The following is a 17,909-nucleotide window of genomic DNA, read 5'->3' as shown; positions in this document are numbered from 1 at the left end:
AGAGTGCGGGTGACGGTTGTCATTCCAGAATTTCCTTCGGTACCTTGCTACCCGGATAGTCTTCCTTGATCTGCTTTTTGTACTTGCGCATGCCGTCCAGGCGGCATGAGAACGTATGGACGATGGCAAGCAGGTCCTCAACCATTTCCTGCTCTGGCGACAGCGATTCCTGATTAACCACGATGATCTCACATCCGTTCCCGCGCGCAAGATGGTCGAGCAGGTCGAATCCGAAGCGAACGAGCCGGTCCTTGTGGGCGATGAGAACTCGCTCAATCTCACCACGCTGGATGCGCTCAATCAGCACGAGGAAACGCTTGCGCTTGAAGTTCATGCCGCCGCCGACTTCCTGAATCCACTCGTCAACAGCAATTGCGCCAGCCCGGCAGTATGCCTCCATCGCCGCCACCTGAGATCGCAAGTCGTCGCGCTGCCCAGCGCTACTGACACGGCAGTACACGATTGTCGATCGCTTCTCAGGCCCGCCGCCAAGCATCGCCCGAACATCGGACTCGTCAAAGTACCGATGTCCGGAAGGCAGGCGCTTAGCCGCCAGGATGCCTTCGCGCTCCCAGCGGCGCACCGTACTGGGAGCCCGTCCGATGCGCTTTGCGAATTCGTTGATCCGATAAACCTTGCTCATGGCGAGCGATTATAGATACTTCTGAGCAAGAATGAAGTATCAGTTGCTCGCTCCGGAGCCGGAGGCGGTGGGCCATTCCGGGTAGGCGCCAGCCGTCGTGTCGTGCGTCTCAGCAGGGTCGCTCCCAAAGAATTTTTTCCAGCTCGGCCAAGTGCTCGCAGACGACGGATTTGGACAGATGGAGCCGGCGCGCGGCCTCGCTGATCGCGCCAGCTTCCACTACGGCGACGAAGCCGACCACGCCTTCGAGCTTGCGCATTGTTCGGATCATCCGGATGCCAGTTCTGCGTTCTTCAGTCTAGTGCGTACTACGCTCGACGCCGAAGCTTGTCGCACCGTGACGAAAGCGAAACCGCCCGATGGGTTCGCGGCCTGATAAGTGCGTTAAACGCATCAATTTCCACGCGGCATGTGCGCCGCATCATGGGATCAGCCTCGACGCTTTCGTCGAGATGTCACGCCGGCACGATATACGGTCGCGGTGTACGGGTTGGCAAGGAGCGTGTTCGCAAACTGATGGCGCAGCACGGCATTCGTGCCCGGCACAAGCGCAAGTACATAGCGACCACCAACTCGAACCACGATTTGCCGGTGGCCGCCAATTTGCTGGAGCGCGACTTTAGCCCTGCTGCGCCGAATCAAGTCTGGACGAGCGACATCAGATATGTGGCGACGGCCGAAGGCTGGCTGTACTTGGCGGTCATCATCGACTTGTTCAGCCGCCAGGTGGTCGGCTGGTCGATGCAGCCGCACATGAAGGCCGAACTGGTCACGGACGCGCTGCGTATGGCCTGGTTCCGGCGGCGACCGGCGTGATTATGCATAGCGACCGAGGCAGTCAGTACTGCAGTCACCTGTTTCAGGACGCCCTGAAGGCGTATGGCATGTGCTCCTCGATGAGTCGCAGGGGGATTGCTGGGATAATGCCCCAACCGAGAGCCTGTGGGGGCATTGAAGGTTGCTCGCTTGCGTGGCCGCCAGTTCGCTACCCGCCGCGCGGCAATGGACGAGGTAATTGACTGGCTGAGCTTTTATAATGCCACTCGACCTCACTCGACCCTTGGCTACGTCAGCCCCATGACGTTCGAGAAAAACTGGTTCGCAGCTCAGCAACACCGGGCTGCCTTATTCCCTCGGTGATGGGATTCGTGGAACAGGGGCAAGGCCAAACCTCGACGAATTGCGGACCACCGCCCGCAACAAGCTCAAGAGCGCACAACACCTCCCGTCGATCATTACGGCCTGCTGGATTCAGGCGAACTTGTGATGATGTCATGATTTATGGAAGGCATCAATAATGCAACAACGCCTCGTGGTTACCACGAATTACGGATAGAATACGGGCGAGGCAGTTCGAGTTCGCTCCAACTTCATGCGCGTCACTAAGCTCGATCGTTAGTAGGGCCCTATAAGAAGATGCTACTGTCGCGACGGGATCCTCAAGTGCGACTCCCAGTTGACGGCAGGGACTGGTACAACACACCAAACACGTAGATTATGGGTTGCCCGCGCACGAGATTTGTCACGGCTAGAGGCGGGGGCGCTGCATGCTTTCGGCTTGGCGGGAGGCGTGGCGAATGAATGTCGTCCATGTCAATGCCAATGATGTCAGTGGGGGTGCTGCGCGTTCCTGTTATCGGTTGCATCAGTTCCTCCTGCGGCAGGGAGTGAATTCACGCCTACTTGTCCAACACAAGCGTTCCATCGATCCCACTGTCGAGTTGATCGAGCCGTGGGTCACGGATACGGGGTCGTTCCAGAATGTTGAGCTTGTACAGCGCGTTTTCGCTGCTCACAATCGCACCGATATCAGCAACACACATTTCTCTGTCTCGCTTGCCGGATCGGACCTCAGCCGCCATCCGGCGGTCGAGGCCGCGGATGTCATACATCTGCATTGGGTCGCATCTATGCAGACGCCTGCCAATATACGGCGGCTGATGGCGCTGGGTAAACCGGTAGCGTGGACGCTGCACGATCTCAGGCCATTGACGGGGGGCTGCCATTTCCCGGCAGGGTGCTCGAAATTCCAGGACATCTGCGCTAGCTGCCCACAGTTGCGTTATGACCCTCTGGACTTGCCGGCTGCAGCCTTGCGGGAGCAAATCGAGCTGATCGATGTGGCTAACCTGACCATCATTGCCCCCTCCCGCTGGATTGCGGAGCAGGCCCGATTGAGTGCGATGTTACGAGACAAGGCGCGCATAGAGACCATACCAAATGGCATCGACGCGGATGTTTTTGCGCCACGTTCCCGGGTTGAAGCACGCGAGGCATTGGGTTTGGCGCGTGATGGAATCTACATACTCTGCGGAGCAGATCACACCGAGGAAAAACGCAAAGGTTTCGAGTCCCTTGCCCGCGTGCTTGGCGAGGTCGTCCACGATCCGCGTTTTGTCAGTAGCGGTGCCCGTTTGTTGTGGGTGGGAGATCAACCAGCCAGTCAAGCCTACGGCGATATGCCTCTCATTCCTTTGGGGCGAATTCCGCAAGAGGAGCAGATGGCATTGGCGTACGCGGCGAGCGATTTGTTTCTTCTCCCTTCCCTTGAGGATAATCTGCCGAATATGTTATTGGAGGCGCTGAGCTGCGGAACTCCCGCGATCGCTTACTCGGTGGGGGGCATTCCCGAAGTCCTTCATGACGGCGTCAATGGCCGGTTGATTCCTGCAGCAGACGAACCAGAATTTGTCCAGGCATTACTTTGCCTTGTGGGCGATGCTTCAGTGCGGAAGGAAATGGGACGGCGTGCCCGCGCTTTGGCGAGCGAAGCACATTCCTCCTCACTTCAGGCGAACCGTCATGTGGCGCTCTACCGGGATTTGATCCAAAAGAGCAGGCTCACGACGTCGCCCCGACAATCGACGTCGCGACATGCGCATGACAGCACCGATCCCGATGCTGCCGTCGGCACGTTACAAAAGTCGTTGACGATCCACTGCTTGACCGAAGAAGTGCGCGTGTTGCAAAGACATGTGCAAGTGGCGGACAGCGTATGCATGAGTCAAAACCAGGTTATAGAGAACTTGCAAAAGCAACTCGATGCCCGATTGGAGGTGATAAGAGGTTTGCAGGATCACTTGCTGCGTGTGGAGGAGGCGTGTGCGGCCAGGCTCGAGGTCATTGAGCGTCAGCAACAGGAACTCGATGCCAGGTCGGAAGTGATAGAAGGTTTGCAAGATCACTCGCTGCGAGTGGAGGAGGCGTGTGCGGCCAGGCTCGAGGTCATTGAGCGTCAGCAACAGGAACTCGATGCCAGGTCGGAAGTGATAGAAGGTTTGCAAGATCACTGGCGGCGCGCGGAAGAAACCTGTGCGGCTAGGCTCGGCATCATCGAAAAGTTGGAAGCAAGATCCTACGCCGACCACGTCCGACGCCTTCTGCGAGGTAGGAACTGATGGAACGCTTACACGATTGCGGGTCGAGTACGGAAGCAATGCCTTCGACAAAACGCGCCCGCCATGTCTCGCGCTTCCTGCACGGTATCCAGGCCATCAAGGAATCGATCCGGTTCGATCATTGGTGGTATTCGAAGATGCCGCCGCTGCTCGCGGTGGCTTATTTGTACATTCTTCAGTTCGGATTGGCGCCCGGACAGATCGCCGTTCTGCTGCCGTCTCTTTTCTTTTCCATTGCCTGTGTGGCGGCATATGGTCACGTGATCAATGACATTTTTGACATTGAGTCCGACAGACGAGCGGGAAAGCCGAATGCGATGGAAAGACTGAGGCCGGGACGACGAGCTCTGGTTTGTGCGGCACTCGTGGGCCTTGGCTACTTACCGGCGCTCGCGGTGAGTTATTCTTCATGGGGCTATTTACTTCTTGCGCTGAATTACCTATGGCCGACGATCTATTCCGTGCCCGGCGTTCGTCTGAAAGTACGGGGACTTGCGGGAGTGCTCTGCGATGCGGCGGGCGCTCACCTCACACCCACGTTGCTGGTGTTAGCGGTACTGTCTCATCAGATCGCGGATGTGTCGGGCCATCTCATGGTTTTTTCGGCAGCCGCCCTCATCTGGTCGAGCGCGCTGGGAATCAAAGGCATACTCAATCATCAAGTCGCAGATCGGGAAAATGACCGGGCATCGAGCACAGTCACGCTTGCTACCCAGGCCGCGCCTGGGCAGATCGAGCGGTTCTTGCCCAGATATAACCTATTCGTGGAATTGCCGGTTAGTGCCGCCTTCGTATTCATCGTGTCCCGCGGTTGCCCACTGGCCGTGCTTGGCCTGTTGATCTACTGTCTGGTTGAAGCGTTGAAATACCGATTGGGATTCCAATTCGCGCTGAACAGCGATCCGCGTAATACACGTGCCTCATTTCCGTTCGTGAACGATTTCTTTTACTACCTCTCGCTCCCGCTATCCGCAACGTTGCAATTGGCTTTAACCGGTCCGATCTGGGCATGGCTGCCTTTTTTGCAACTTGGCCTGTTCCGTCGAACCGCTTTACTCCAAATTCGCGACCTCAATGCAGTAGCCAGGGTATCGCGTAGCCACATCTGTCATCGGTACGCGCAGTTCCGACTCAAACGCCAGCTACACCCAGGGGAGCCGAATGGATCGTGACTACGTCGCGCGACTCTATGACGACGAATATGCCGCGTCATATGACGAGAAGTTCCTTGATTCACCGATATGCCGGTCCGACACCGAGCATCAACTGGAACTGCTCAAACAATTTATGGCCGATGGAGGTACTTGGCTGGATGCTGCCTGCGGCACAGGCTATTTCCTGCGTCACTTCCCGCACATCGAACGCGCGGGGATAGACATTTCGCCCGCAATGATCCACCGGGCACGCGAAGGAAATCCGGGCATCCCGCTGCTTCTCCATGATTTTCGGGAGCCCTTGCTATCGTGGGAGAGCCGTTGGGATCTGGTGACCTGCATGTGGTACGCCTACGGGCTTGTCAGCACGATGGATGAGTTGGATAAGGTCATACGCAATATGTGGTCCTGGACGAGTCCTTCTGGAACTTGTTTCGTGCCGCTGGGCGATCCCAGGCTGATCGCCGGAGTCAACCTGCCATATTTTGCACCCACGCCGTGGGAGTCTTGGGGCGGACGTGTGCAAGTGACAGGCATTGTGTGGAGTTACATTGAAGAAGATGGCCGCAAAGTTCACTCGCAGATGCTCGCGCCGAACCTTGAGTACATGGTGGAGCGCTTCCAAATGTACTTCAGTCAGGTGGATATCATTCGCTTTCCTCCGGTCTTTCCTGGTTGGGTGGGGCACCCCGCCTTGGTCGCCTCGGGAAAAAGATCGTCTGCCGTTTCGGGCGCGACTTAACTGGTCGAGAACTAAGGTATCGATTGGCTCAGCACGATGAACAACGACCAAGATTATGAACAGTTGCGCCTCCAGTTTAATGCAGTCGTCAAACAACTGGAAGAAAAGGAAGCGATTATTCAGGAACTAGCCGAGGCCGTCTCGGCCTATCGGGCAGCGTTCGCCGTTTTTCGCCATCCCTTATGGACATTCTCATGGGTGAGGAGAATCATCGGGCGGACGATACGCGCGTTGATCCGTGGGACACGGCCACGCCTTGGAAATCTTCATCAGCATCCGCCGCGCCCTATTTATCTCTCGGTACATTATCAAAAACTTCCTTCACTGGTCCATACGCCGCGAGTCTCCATCGTAACTCCCTCTTTTGAGCAAGGGAGATACATTCGGCGGACCATCGAAAGTGTTCTTGGCCAGCAGTATCCTAGCCTCGAATACTTTGTTCAGGATGGGAGTTCTGAAGATGAAACTGTCGACATTCTGCGCTCCTGTCAAGATAGGCTCAGTGGATGGGAATCAAAACCGGATAGCGGTCAATCGGACGCCATCAATCTGGGGTTCGGCCGCTGTACTGGCGAAATCATGGCATGGATAAACTCCGACGATGTACTGCTGCCAGGAGCCATCCATACGGTTGTCGACTACTTTAATCGTCACCCCGACGTTGACGTTGTTTATGGTGATCGCTTGTTGATCGATGAAAATGATCTTCAAATCGGAAGATGGATATTGCCGGGTCATGATCCTAAGGTTCTGTCATGGGCTGACTATATCCCCCAGGAAACACTATTCTGGCGTCGCCGAGCGTGGGTCGATATTGGTGGCCGTGTCGATGAAAGTTTCAGGTTTGCCATGGATTGGGACTTGCTCGTACGGTTTCGAGAGGCAGGTGCGAAGTTTGCGCATATACCTCGATTTCTTGGCGCTTTCCGAATTCATGGGCACCAGAAAACGTCCGCTGCCATCACCGATATCGGTTATCAGGAAATGAACCGGATTCGTGCACGCATATTCGGGGAAATCCCAGGTCACAGAAGAATAAGAAAGGCTATCTTTCCATTTTTACTAAGGCATTTGTGTGCAGACTATCGCCACCAGCTTCGAGTATTTTTTCAGAGGCATAGATTCAAGTTCGAGGTCTCGCGTTTTCGTCGATCACCGGCAACTACCGATCGGGCATGATCACCTCGCCATTGATAACTATTACCGTTCCGTCCTTCAATCAAGGGCGGTTTCTCGATCAGGCACTCGCGTCAATCTTTTCGCAGAAAATTCCCGTCGAGGTATTTGTTCTGGATGCCGGATCGACCGATAACTCACTCGCAGTCATCAACAAGTGGGAGAGTCGCTTGGCGGGATGGCGCAGTCATCCTGACGAGGGGCAAGCAGCCGCCATCAACGAAGGTATTGCCAACGGACGTGCGCCTTATGTTTGTTGGCTCAATAGCGATGACTTTTACCTGCCTGATGGGTTATCGAATATGCTTTACGAACTCGAAAACCACCCGGGCGTGCCTGCGGTTTATGGCCGCAGTTGGAATTTTCAAGAGAAATCCGGAAGACGTCACCCGGTTTGGACTGAGCCATTTGATGAGCGTCGTCTCGCTTTACGTTGCATCGTTTCGCAGCCTGCCACGCTCATTCGGCGAAGCGCGTGGGAAGCGGTTGGCGGCATCGATCCGCGATTACAGATGTGCATGGATTACGACCTGTGGTGGCGACTTTACAAACAGATTGGACCGATGTTGATGTTCGATCAATTTGTCGCGTCCAATCGCGAACATATGCATACAAAAACAAGGAGTCGGCGGCGCGATCATTATCGGGAAGCCATGGCAACTGTTCGTCAACACTATGGGCGTGTGCCGCTAAAATGGTGGTTATACCAGCCTTATGCCGTCTGGTTTAAGTCGATATTGTATTGCTGATCGTCAATGCGGATTCTTCATTTTTATAAGACGTTTTTTCCGGACTCGATGGGTGGCATCGAGCAGGTGATCAACCAGATTGCGAAAGGCTCCAGTAAATTTGGCGTGAAGGCGGAGGTGCTGTCGCTATCCTCAAAGCCGTTGCCGAAAATAATAGAATTAAATGGCTATTTGGCGCATCGGGCCAAGCTGACCGCGCAGATCGCCTCGACAGGCTTTTCAATTTCCGCGCTTTCGAGTTTCAAGAATCTGGCGGATCAAGCAGACGTTATTCATTACCATTTTCCATGGCCTTTCATGGATTTGGTGCATTTGACAACAAAAGTCCGCAAACCAACGCTCGTCACTTATCACTCGGATATCATTCGGCAAAGATTTTTGCTTCAACTCTATCGCCCGCTGAAAAGAAATTTTCTTTCGAGCGTAGATCGCATCGTGGCGACATCTCCGAATTATCTTGCCACTAGCGGAGTATTAAAAAAGTACTCTGACAAAGTGAGCGTCATCCCAATTGGTTTGGATAAGGAAATGTATCCAACAACCACAGAAGCAAGAAAAGAATTCTGGTTCCGGAAATTTGGGAGGAAGTTTTTCTTGTTTGTAGGCGTCCTTCGCTATTACAAAGGGCTTCATATCCTCATTGAAGCCGCCAGGGGAACGGACTTCCCCATCGTGATTGTTGGTTCGGGGCCGCTAGAAAAGGAACTTAGAAGGCAAGCGAGTTCTTTGGGTGAGCGCGATATACACTTTTTGGGGCACGTTACGAATGAGGACAAAGTCGCCCTGCTCACTTCATGTTACGGAGTGGTATTCCCCTCTCATCTACGTTCGGAGGCATTTGGTGTTTCTTTGCTGGAGGGGGCCATGTACGGTAAACCTATGATCTCGAGCGAGATTGGCACCGGCACGACCTTTGTCAATATTGCTGGTGAAACGGGCCTCGTGGTGCCGCCGAGCGACCCTTTTGCATTGCGCCAGGCAATGCAATATCTTTGGGATCATCCCAATGTTGCGACAGAAATGGGGCGGCGTGCCGAAGAACGATATCGCCGATTTTTCACGGGTGATATGATGGCCGAAGCCTATGTCGACTTGTATAACGTTCTGGCCAAATCGGCAAAATAGCTTACTCGCGCATGAAAGGCCATGAATTGATCAGCGATTCCTGAGCGAAATAGTTGGAGGTGGAGCCGATTTCCGTCCGCTTCATATCGGTTCCCAACGGTGCGGGATTCGAGACAATCCGACCTCCTTGCCCGAATGCCTGACTGTGAAAGGTGCCGCGTTTGTCCAAGTGTCGTAGATGAGAGGGCTGCGGTCATCCATTAGCGCCACAGTGAACGAATACTGCCCGGACAACAGCGGAAGGTCGTCGACAATGAAGCTGGCGCCATAGGACTTGCCACCGAGCGGATGGAGTCCTGTGGCCATTCCTTCCATCTTGGTGCTGATGCCATAGCACCAGACCGCATCGTTGCGCACGATAAGCACCCCCAGATGGACACCGTCGCGCCATGCGGCGTTGGCGATCTCCGCGATGACCCTCAGTTCCAGCCTGCCTCCCGTCTCTATACTTCCGTCCCGGATGTCTCCGGCTAGTGAAACTTCTCGCAGGTAGTTTTCGGTGGCATGCTTGCGCTCAATGGAGGATGCCGTCTGCGCAGAAGAAGGGGAGGGCGAAGAGGGGGCATCCTTTTCGCGTACATAGTCCTGATAGGCTTTCAGGACGCTTTGGGTCTCCGCCAGCATCTTTGGCTGCCCCTCATGCATCCATAGCGTTCTTTCGCAGACTTCCCCGACGGCGAACAAGTCGTGTGAGCAGAATACCAGGGTGCAGCCTGCCTCCCGCAACGCCATGATCCGACGCATACACTTCAAGCGGAAATGCTGGTCGCCAACTGACAGGTGCTCATCCACGACCAGAATGTGAGGGTTGATGGCGGTGGCGACTGAGAACCCCAGGCGCAGGAACATGCCGGACGAGTAGGTCCGTAGCGGTCTTTCGATGAAGTGACCGAGTTCGGAGAATTCCACGATACGGGGCAAGATCTCTTCGGTCTCTGCAGGCGACAGTCCCAGGACAGCGCAACCAATGCGGATGTTCTCCAGGCCGGAAAGATCGGGGTGAAATCCGGCGCCAAGTTGAAGGATAGCAGCGACTCGGCCGGACCGCTCGACATGGCCGTTGCTGGGCGTGAGGGCCCCCGCGATCAGCTTCAGCAGGGTCGACTTTCCTGCACCGTTTTCGCCAACGATGCCAATCGAACCGCCGGCAGCGACTTCGAAGTTGACGTCCCGGACTGCCCAATGCGTTTCCGCATAGCGTCGCCGGAAGAACAGATCCTTCAGGCTGTCGATCGGGTTGCGGTAGAGCTGGTATGCCTTGCCTAAGGATTGGGCGCGAATGCTAAACATACCTACAGGAAGTCCTTTGTACGGGCGATGGATTTTCTGAAAAACCAGGCTCCAATTGCAGCCGACGCGAATGCCCAAGCCGCGACGACGAGCACTAGCCCCCACTCAACATGCCCGTGCAAGACGATGCCGCGGTACATCTCCACCAGGTGATACAGCGGATTGAATGGCAATGTCCAGACGAGGGCATCCGGCAATGCGGCCGGGCTGTACAAGATGGGTGTCAGGAACATCCAGGCGGTGGTCACAAAAGCGAGGACTTCGGCGATGTCGGTAACGAAGACGGAAAGAATGCTTAACGTCCAGGCGAGCCCCACCGTGAACAAGATTCGCAGCAGAATGGCTGCCGGCAATGCCAGGACTAGCAATCCCGTCGGTCTGCCATGAAACGCTGCCGCCAAGCACAGCAATAGCATCCCGACAGCCTCGGCGACCGAGGCAGTGAGTACTCTCGTTGGGGCCAGCACCTCACCGGGAAACCGCTCATATTCAAGAAGTGAGCGATCCTCGCGTAGCGACGTGCAGGCTCGGTGCAGCCCGTCCGCGAACGCCTGAAAGGGCAACAGACCCGCCAGCAAGTTAAAAGCGTGATCCCATGCTTCTGCCTGAGTCTGTCCGGCACGCAGTATGAATCCGAATACGGTCAGATAGATGCCCAACATTGCCAACGGAAGCAGCACCGTCCACATTGAACCGAGGAGCGTGGTTGCGTAGCGCTTGCGCATTTCACGACGCGTCAGCGTAAGCAGCGGATACCAATAGCGATGGATCTCGCTCATTGCGCGAGGGCGGGCGCCGGCCGTGGTAGAGAATCGAGGTTTCATGCTTTTCGTGTTAAACGCACAGCACCGCTCCAAGAAACTTATTCAACGGGCTCGTCATAGTAAGGGTACCGGAACAGCAGGGCGAGACAATCAAGGTAGAAACTCGTCCCCTGAGCAAGCGCCCCAGCCCCAAGCGTGAGTGTCCCGGCGGGAACGAGGCGCATGCTACCATGGGCAGAACTCGACCCGCCAACTGTTGGGCTGCCTTGCTTAGCGACGTTCTGCAAGTCTGAGGCAGTGACAGCGGCGCCGGGTCAGCACTCTTAAGCGTCCTCTATGTCCCAACTGCATTGGAGGTTACAGCACAGAAGTCGGCATAGGTCAATGCCAAACTCGGTGCTGCGCAATCAAATTCGTTCTGGTGCGCGAACAGGCGACGTGAAGGAAATCGAGAAGTTGCTGACGAAGGGGTTAGCCGATGCTATCACGGCCGAACTCAAGCGCATCGACATGTTTGATGAGGACACCTACGGCTATGACCCGATTGTGTCGGTCGACTGCGGATCAAGAACGGCTGGCGCCCTGGGCGTGATTGGGCCAAGAAACGCCTCGCAGAGCGAGCTGGACGACATCATGACGGTGGAGGGGAAGTGCATCGAGTGGTAGCAGGCGCAGTGCAGGCGTCCCTGCGGTTGATACCGGCTTGCGGTGGAGGCCGGTGTCAACTGATTTCGTTTGTGTGTAACTACAATAGGCTGCGAGCTGGCACCGATGACTAGGTGGTCGTCCCTAGCCTGGGCGCCACCAGAGCACGGGGGGCCGCGCTTGGCAGGGACATATCGGTGGCAGGACGATTGTCTTGGAGGTGTTCCTGGGCGGTCCTGATGTGCTCCCGGGCGTACGGGGTTTAGGTCAAATGCAGCCGAACCACGGTCGTCAGTCGGCCGCTCTCCCTTCTTGGCCTTCTTCATTACACGGTCGGTCGATAGTTGGAGTTGCCGCTCACCTACTGCAATCACTATCGCCGCAGGGATGGCTCAATGACCGAGATGGGTCGAGAGCGGCGGTTCGGCGTTTTTCAAAGGGGACACTCGTGATGGACCCAGAAGGCCAACCGCCCGCCGGCGGCTTTTGTTAAGGATTGTTCGACGCCTGCCCACACGCGCCGCTCCCTCTCACAGTCCTGCAGACGAGGGCAGACATCAAACAATCCTTAACAACAGGCGACCTTCTCCAGGTGGCTGCCGGTCGGCCCTTCTCGACCCATCGGAGACGTTCGTCCCAGCTAGCCTTAATGGCTGAAACGGCCGAGGAGCAGGCATCCAGGCTCTTCCCGCGGAACGTCCGGTGAGCGCCGGCGAACAGTCATTCAGGACGCCGCTGGAGCTTGTCGCTTCATCGGCTGGGTTCAGGTTATTCGCCTTTCTGCCCGGGAACAGTCCGGGTGACCAAGAAAAATAGCCTCGTATTCTCCGTCTACATCACCGCGTCATGAAGGCCAGGACCCCGTCAATCAACTTGCCATACGGTGGCATCAAAAACTTCAGCGTGCTGAATGACGCTTGGTAGAAGACTGGCCGCATCTTTGAAAAGGTTTCGAACCCTTCCCGGCCGTGATAGTGCCCCATGCCAGATTCACCAACCCCACCAAATGGCAGATCGTGTTGCCCCACATGGAACAGCGCATCGTTGACGGAAACTCCGCCGGAGAGCACATGCTCCAATAGCATCCGTACTGTCCGCGCATCATTGCTGAACGGATACAACGCGAGTGGACGCGGCCCGGCATTGACGGTGGTCACAACCTCCTCAAGCGACCGATAGCTGCGGATTGGCAGAATGGGACCGAAGATTTCCTGTTGAAGAAGATCAGTGTCCGGTGGCGCATTGATGACAATATGCGGGTTGATCTTACACTTGCGAGCATTCCAGGCTGTCCCCGGCAAAAGAGGGATCAACACGGCACCGCGCTCACGTGCGTGGTTCAGTGCCGAAACTAGTCGCGTGAACGCACGATCGTCAATGATCGAGGTGTAGTCGGCCGTATCCATCTCCGGATATCGAGCCGGCACGATCTGCCTGGCGAGCTCGACGAATGCATTGACCTTTGCTTCAGGCAACCATACGTGATCCACTGTCGTGCATATCTGCCCACTATTGAGCAGTTTGACGTACAGGATGCGTTCCGCGGCAGCGGGAAATCGTCGCACACAATCGCGGGGGCCTTGCCCCCCAGCTCCAACGTTACTGGGCACAGGTTCCGTGCAGCCGCTGCCATCACGGCGCGCCCCGTCTGGCTGGATCCGGTGAATAGCAGATGATCGAATGGCAAGCCGGAGAACGCAATGCCAACGTCACCGGCCTCGTCAAAGAATGTCGGTTTTTCAGGCGGAAAGTAGGCGGGTATGCGATCGACCAGCAGTCGTGCCAGCGCCCGCGAGTTCTCCGACATCTTCACCATCGCGCGATTGCCGGCAGCAAAGATGTAGACCAAAGGCATCAGGCTGAGATTGACCGGGAAGTTCCATGGCACGATCACCCCAACTACGCCAAGCGGCTGTGGAATAACCTGGTTGCGTGCGCCAAAGAACAGGCGCCGGTCGATCCCGCGGTATTGGGGGCGCATCCACCGTGCGAGGTGCTTCAGCGCATGGTCGATGGCGTCGATGACCGGGAAGATTTCCAGCAGCAGGGTCTCGTGTTGTGAGCGATTGCCATAGTCGGCACTGATCGCTGCGCAAATATCATGCTTATTGGTGCGGATGAAGCGCCCCAGCGTCTGCAGGTCTTTGCGCCGTTCGTCCAGGCCAGGCATTGGATGTGCCTGGCTGGCGCGGCGCTGCAGCGCGAGCGTGGAATCGAGTGAGATGCGCAGTTCGGAGCTGATTTGGTACATAGCTCATAGCGATAACCGGAACCCAGAAGGCTCCTATATTTTGGAGCGTGTCATCAGGAGCACACCTTCACCAGGGAGTGACTCACTTGGTGCACGAAACTCAGGGCCGTAGTGTCCGCTGGAAGACCCGGTCCGAGCTGGGCCTAAGAATGCGGCCCCGCGCCGGATATAGTGCATCCACCGACGTCGAGCGAATCCGCGGGTGTGCGAGGCGGTGGACCCGCCCAGGGAATCCGCAGCCACCTTTGTTAAGGATGGCCACGTTGCCAACGCCTTGGATCAGCCCTTGCCAGGCATACAAGGCAGCGCTATTTCAAATGCGGAGGTCGACATGTAGCGGCCCTGCGGATAGTAGTCCCCCATGACCTTTCGTTCATCGCCGGGCTTTTCAATCGCTTGCACGGCATGGGGGAAGTTGGACGTCCCGAGCATGTGCCGCAATTGCACCACCGTGACGTCGGCGTCCGCCGCGCCGTCGCCGTCATCCGCCATCGGCAGCCAGGTAATGCCGCACTCATTGATAGCATTGCGCGGACGATCCTCTTTCCGACTGACGACGATGGTATAGAAGCCATCCGGGCCTACGGGAATGTGCTCGTCATAGGCGCAAGCGTTGACCCGGGTGTTGGCGAAACCCTGGTTGGAGCACATCGACCAGTAGCGAAGATCACCGCTACCCATGGATGTGTCGCCGTTGTACGTTCTGGGCGTTGTAGGGGCCTTGCCGCGGATGACGAACACCTTGCCAAGTTTGCGACTGACAATGGTACGAATGTACTGGTTGTCCAGATTCGGATAGAAGCCGCCTGTGCTCTTCTTCGGATTGGCTAATGGCTTGCCTGTGTAGAGGCTGTACAGATAGTCGCGATCGTACTGGATATACCAGGTTGGCGGGTTGGTAGCCGGATAGGCCGGCTCATTCTTCGCCTTCCCCACTTCGCGTGCGGCGGCAATGAGTTCATGGTACTTCTCCAACGGGACCGCGACGGCGGCAGCGTCTAACTGGAGCGGCTGTTTTGTCCGCAAGGCCGGGCACGCCGCATCGCCCTTCAGCACCTTGCCGTCTGCCAACGTCAGCACTGGGACCGGCAGCTCGACTCCGCCAGTCTCGTCTGCCCCCTTGTCGCGCGCATAAATTCGATACAGAATCACCTGCTGGCCAGCACCGTATTTGGGTGCGTGCAATGTCGCACGTTGCTGGCCAACCTGATTCATACCGACCGGCTGATTGGCCGGCGGCGCGCTATCGACGACCGCCAGCGAGTACCCCCGTGCTTTAGTGTTGCGTTCGGCACCGGGCAGGAAGGGGTTGCTGGCGCCCGGCACCGGTTTGATCAGGTAGTCGGCCACCGATTCGACCGGGACGCCGGCGCCGTCATAGCTGATCAGGGACATGTAGCGGGAATGCGGGAAGTCTCCCTCAACGGACAGCTTGGCCCCGTCAGGCACAGAGAACGTCGCCGCCCAATAGAAGGTGCCTGCATCTGGGTACGCAATATTGATATAGGGATCGGCGCTGGCGGGGCCGCGCGACCAGAAGCAGTTGCGCGGGCCGGGAATCGGGTCTTTGCCAGCGGCGATGGCGCGCGTTGATTCGGTGAACTGCGTCGTCGGCGTTTGCGCATTTGCGGTGGCGAACACCAGGCACCCAGCCGCAAATGCCAGGGTCGTTGCGAACCGTCGATACTTCCTATGGCCGCTGGCCTGCGTGGGTGCGATAGCGCTAATCTCTTGAATCACTGCTCGTCTCCTTGCTTTGGGGCGTGTGGGTGTGAAACCGGCCTGCATCGTGCGGTTCCGAGGCATACTACATTTGGATGGTCATCCCAATTGTCGCCGCGCCGACAACTCCCTCAAATTTCTGTCCATGACTGCGCCAGATACACTTTCTTCTCGCGACATCCGTCGCATACTCGCGGCCGATGCTTGGTTCGGTAGTCTGCCGGAGGTGTTGCAGTGCAAAATCATTGAGTACGGCACCGTGCGCAGCTTCAGCAAGCGTGCGTTAATTTCAGCCCAGGAAAGCTCGCCCAAGGCAATGTGCGCTGTGCTGGAGGGGCGAGTGCGGGTTACCCGCATGCTTGCCGACGGCGAGGAGAGCCTCTACCACGTAGGCAACCCGGGCTTCTGGTTCGGGCCGCTGGCGGTGATAACCAATGAAAAGACGACGGTGTCTGTCATTGCCGACACGGACGGGCGACTGCTTGTGCTTTCGAGGGCGCAATTCGAGCGGATCGTGGGCGAAGATCCGATGGCCTACCGGTACTTCGCGCTGCTTATTGCGCAGCGGTATGCAGGCGTCCTTCGCTATACCGCGGATACAAAACTGATGGCCCCAGAGGCTCGCGTACGTGCGAGGCTAGCGGAACTTCTACTGTTGCAGCGTTCACTGGTGCCTCAGAGCGGCCCTGTCACCGTGAAGATTTCGCAGGTGGATCTTGCTGCGATGGTCGGAGTGTCCCGCCAGACGCTGAATGAACTGCTGAAGCTAATGGAAAGGCGCGGGCTGATCGAGGTCGCCTTCCGGAGCATCCGCGTGATGGATCCGGAGCGCCTACGGGACGAACCCGGCAACTGACATGGGCGGATGGCTTCGTCCGCCCCGGCCGCAGAACGACCATGCTGGCCGATGAGCAGGCATCTGACCGCTACCCACCGCAAGTCCGGTGAGGGGCGACAAGCGGTCATTCAAGACGGGGGTCGGCGATCGTCTCTTTATCGGCCAAAGCGGACAGTTGGGGAGCCGATCCAGTTCTGGCGACGGTCCGCTAAGGAGTAAGTAACGCCATCATCAGGGTGGATGCGGCCGTTGGTGCCGTCATTCACATGGTCATGCCGACGGACAGTTGTGCTTTCTCTGCACAACTCAATGTACAGCAGTGTCATCCGACCGCACTATCAGACGCGCACGCCGACAGCCAACCAGTCACTGCTTTGTTATGGCCTCTCGGGCTGACTCGCGCTTTGTCGGGCTTTCTCGCTTTCGCGGTGTGTGGCCGTCTCGTGACGCCATCACGCCCAGCCTCGCCCGCAAGCGGGATGGGCCGACAACTAGCTTTTTCAGTGGCCGGTGCTATCTTGTAGTATCGGCACCCTGGCCAGCCACGGCGTCGGTTTGCCCACCCGCCGTGATCGACGGGCCGCTGATCGACAACATTAGGCGGGCACGAGCGCCTGAGGCAAAAGTCTGGCCACGGCGCAGCAGCGATGAAAGGGGAAGGTGAATTATGAAGATGCTACTCACAGTCGAAATCCCTCATGAGCCCTTCAACTCCCTCGTCAGAGGCGGGAAGGCGGGCGAGATCATTGGGCGTATCCTCGAAGCGATCAAGCCAGAAGCGGTGTACTTTACTGAGCAAGACGGAATGCGCTGCGGGGTCTTCCTGATCAACGTCGAAAATCCATCCGACGTTCCTGCTTTTGCGGAGCCCTTCTTTCTCAACTTCCAGGCCAACTGCAAGTTCCGCATTGTGATGAGCCAGGAGGATCTGCAAAAGGCTGGTCTGGAGGAGCTAGGGAAGAAGTGGGCGTGATGAGCGGTCGGCGAGATCGGTAACGAATAGCCCCCAGACCACCCCATACTCATTTCCGTCAATGGTATCTGACATTTCCGTCAACACGGAGGCCATGCAAGCGGCACGCCGCTCGCATGGCATCGGTTACGTCCAGTGTTGATGTTGTAGAAAATACTTGAAGTCGCATCGACGGGACCGTCCGCTTTCGGCCGGTGTGAGTGACGTCAACAAGAGCAGCAGTTCGGCGCTCTGCAAAGCCGACACTCCTACGCAACCTCAAGGCCAACTGCACACCGACAGCTTTGGCCGATAAGCCGCCGTTGGCCGCCATGGTAGCGGACGGCTCTTCCCGACCCACTGCGGCCCTTCGCCTCCTCACCCAATCAACGGCCACTTGCAAGGTACAACGGTCACTCGAACAGCCTCCTCGGCCGGCAAGTTGGCGGCTGATTCAGCC

The 17,909-nt window shown here is 56.9% G+C and carries 14 protein-coding genes and 2 pseudogenes; 10 read left to right on the top strand and 6 right to left on the bottom strand.

Translation table 11 applies throughout. From position 1 onward, the window contains the following. Window positions 1–19 precede the first annotated feature (19 nt). Window positions 20–643 carry an IS607 family transposase gene (locus ACYP5B_RS15765; protein WP_459570345.1) on the bottom strand — a complete coding sequence of 208 codons (624 nt, stop codon included), beginning with the start codon at window positions 641–643 and terminating at the stop codon, window positions 20–22. Between the two features lie 109 nt (window positions 644–752). After that, the gene (locus ACYP5B_RS15760; RefSeq protein WP_459570344.1) at window positions 753–902 is read right to left on the bottom strand and encodes a helix-turn-helix domain-containing protein; all 150 of its coding nucleotides are present in this window, start codon (window positions 900–902) and stop codon (window positions 753–755) included. 215 nt (window positions 903–1,117) lie between these two features. On the opposite strand from ACYP5B_RS15760, the pseudogene ACYP5B_RS15755 reads away from it, so the two are divergent. From ACYP5B_RS15755 to ACYP5B_RS15725, 7 genes and pseudogenes are all read left to right on the top strand, one after another. Beyond that, window positions 1,118–1,783, top strand: a pseudogene (locus ACYP5B_RS15755) (IS3 family transposase); the annotation flags it as partial. A gap of 437 nt (window positions 1,784–2,220) precedes the next feature. Beyond that, the gene (locus ACYP5B_RS15750) at window positions 2,221–4,041 is read left to right on the top strand and encodes a glycosyltransferase (RefSeq protein WP_459570343.1); all 1,821 of its coding nucleotides are present in this window, start codon (window positions 2,221–2,223) and stop codon (window positions 4,039–4,041) included. Continuing rightward, window positions 4,041–5,213 carry a UbiA family prenyltransferase gene (locus tag ACYP5B_RS15745; protein ID WP_459570342.1) on the top strand — a complete coding sequence of 391 codons (1,173 nt, stop codon included), beginning with the start codon at window positions 4,041–4,043 and terminating at the stop codon, window positions 5,211–5,213. Before ACYP5B_RS15750 ends, ACYP5B_RS15745 begins: the two co-directional genes overlap by 1 nt. Continuing rightward, a complete protein-coding gene (locus ACYP5B_RS15740) occupies window positions 5,203–5,937 on the top strand; it encodes a class I SAM-dependent DNA methyltransferase (protein ID WP_459570341.1) in 735 nt (244 codons plus the stop codon). Before ACYP5B_RS15745 ends, ACYP5B_RS15740 begins: the two co-directional genes overlap by 11 nt. A gap of 36 nt (window positions 5,938–5,973) precedes the next feature. After that, window positions 5,974–7,116: a glycosyltransferase family 2 protein gene (locus tag ACYP5B_RS15735; protein ID WP_459570340.1), complete on the top strand. Its 1,143-nt coding sequence runs from the start codon at window positions 5,974–5,976 to the stop codon at window positions 7,114–7,116. Next, window positions 7,113–7,862, top strand: coding sequence for a glycosyltransferase family 2 protein (locus ACYP5B_RS15730; protein ID WP_459570339.1), 750 nt, complete (start codon window positions 7,113–7,115; stop codon window positions 7,860–7,862). Before ACYP5B_RS15735 ends, ACYP5B_RS15730 begins: the two co-directional genes overlap by 4 nt. Before the next feature lie 6 nt (window positions 7,863–7,868). Continuing rightward, entirely contained in the window at window positions 7,869–8,987 is a 1,119-nt protein-coding gene (locus ACYP5B_RS15725; protein ID WP_459570338.1) for a glycosyltransferase family 4 protein, read from the top strand. 81 nt (window positions 8,988–9,068) lie between these two features. On the opposite strand, the gene ACYP5B_RS15720 is transcribed toward ACYP5B_RS15725, so the two are convergent. Together ACYP5B_RS15720 and ACYP5B_RS15715 are read right to left on the bottom strand one after the other, a co-directional pair. Further along, window positions 9,069–10,277 (bottom strand): ABC transporter ATP-binding protein, encoded by a 1,209-nt coding sequence (locus tag ACYP5B_RS15720; protein ID WP_459570337.1) that lies wholly within the window; start codon window positions 10,275–10,277, stop codon window positions 9,069–9,071. Window positions 10,278–10,279: 2 nt separating this feature from the next. Beyond that, window positions 10,280–11,101 carry an ABC transporter permease gene (locus ACYP5B_RS15715; protein ID WP_459570336.1) on the bottom strand — a complete coding sequence of 274 codons (822 nt, stop codon included), beginning with the start codon at window positions 11,099–11,101 and terminating at the stop codon, window positions 10,280–10,282. Between the two features lie 324 nt (window positions 11,102–11,425). Here ACYP5B_RS15715 and ACYP5B_RS15710 point away from each other — a divergent pair, with 324 nt between their 5' ends. Next, window positions 11,426–11,707 carry a hypothetical protein gene (locus ACYP5B_RS15710; protein WP_459570335.1) on the top strand — a complete coding sequence of 94 codons (282 nt, stop codon included), beginning with the start codon at window positions 11,426–11,428 and terminating at the stop codon, window positions 11,705–11,707. A gap of 815 nt (window positions 11,708–12,522) precedes the next feature. Here ACYP5B_RS15710 and ACYP5B_RS15705 read toward each other — a convergent pair. Both ACYP5B_RS15705 and ACYP5B_RS15700 read right to left on the bottom strand, forming a co-directional pair. After that, window positions 12,523–13,856 (bottom strand): annotated as a pseudogene (locus tag ACYP5B_RS15705) (coniferyl aldehyde dehydrogenase). A 360-nt stretch (window positions 13,857–14,216) separates the two neighbouring features. Next, window positions 14,217–15,677 carry a hypothetical protein gene (locus tag ACYP5B_RS15700; protein WP_459570334.1) on the bottom strand — a complete coding sequence of 487 codons (1,461 nt, stop codon included), beginning with the start codon at window positions 15,675–15,677 and terminating at the stop codon, window positions 14,217–14,219. 73 nt (window positions 15,678–15,750) lie between these two features. Between ACYP5B_RS15700 and ACYP5B_RS15695 the strand changes: the two genes are divergently transcribed. Both ACYP5B_RS15695 and ACYP5B_RS15690 read left to right on the top strand, forming a co-directional pair. Then, entirely contained in the window at window positions 15,751–16,515 is a 765-nt protein-coding gene (locus ACYP5B_RS15695; RefSeq protein ID WP_459570333.1) for a Crp/Fnr family transcriptional regulator, read from the top strand. 649 nt (window positions 16,516–17,164) lie between these two features. Next, window positions 17,165–17,470: a hypothetical protein gene (locus ACYP5B_RS15690; protein WP_018314260.1), complete on the top strand. Its 306-nt coding sequence runs from the start codon at window positions 17,165–17,167 to the stop codon at window positions 17,468–17,470. Window positions 17,471–17,909: the final 439 nt, after the last annotated feature.

The sequence above is a fragment of the Cupriavidus sp. 8B genome, from assembly GCF_054589115.1.
The sequence above is the reverse complement of the archived record's forward strand: the minus strand, read 5'-3'. Positions and strand labels throughout refer to the sequence as shown.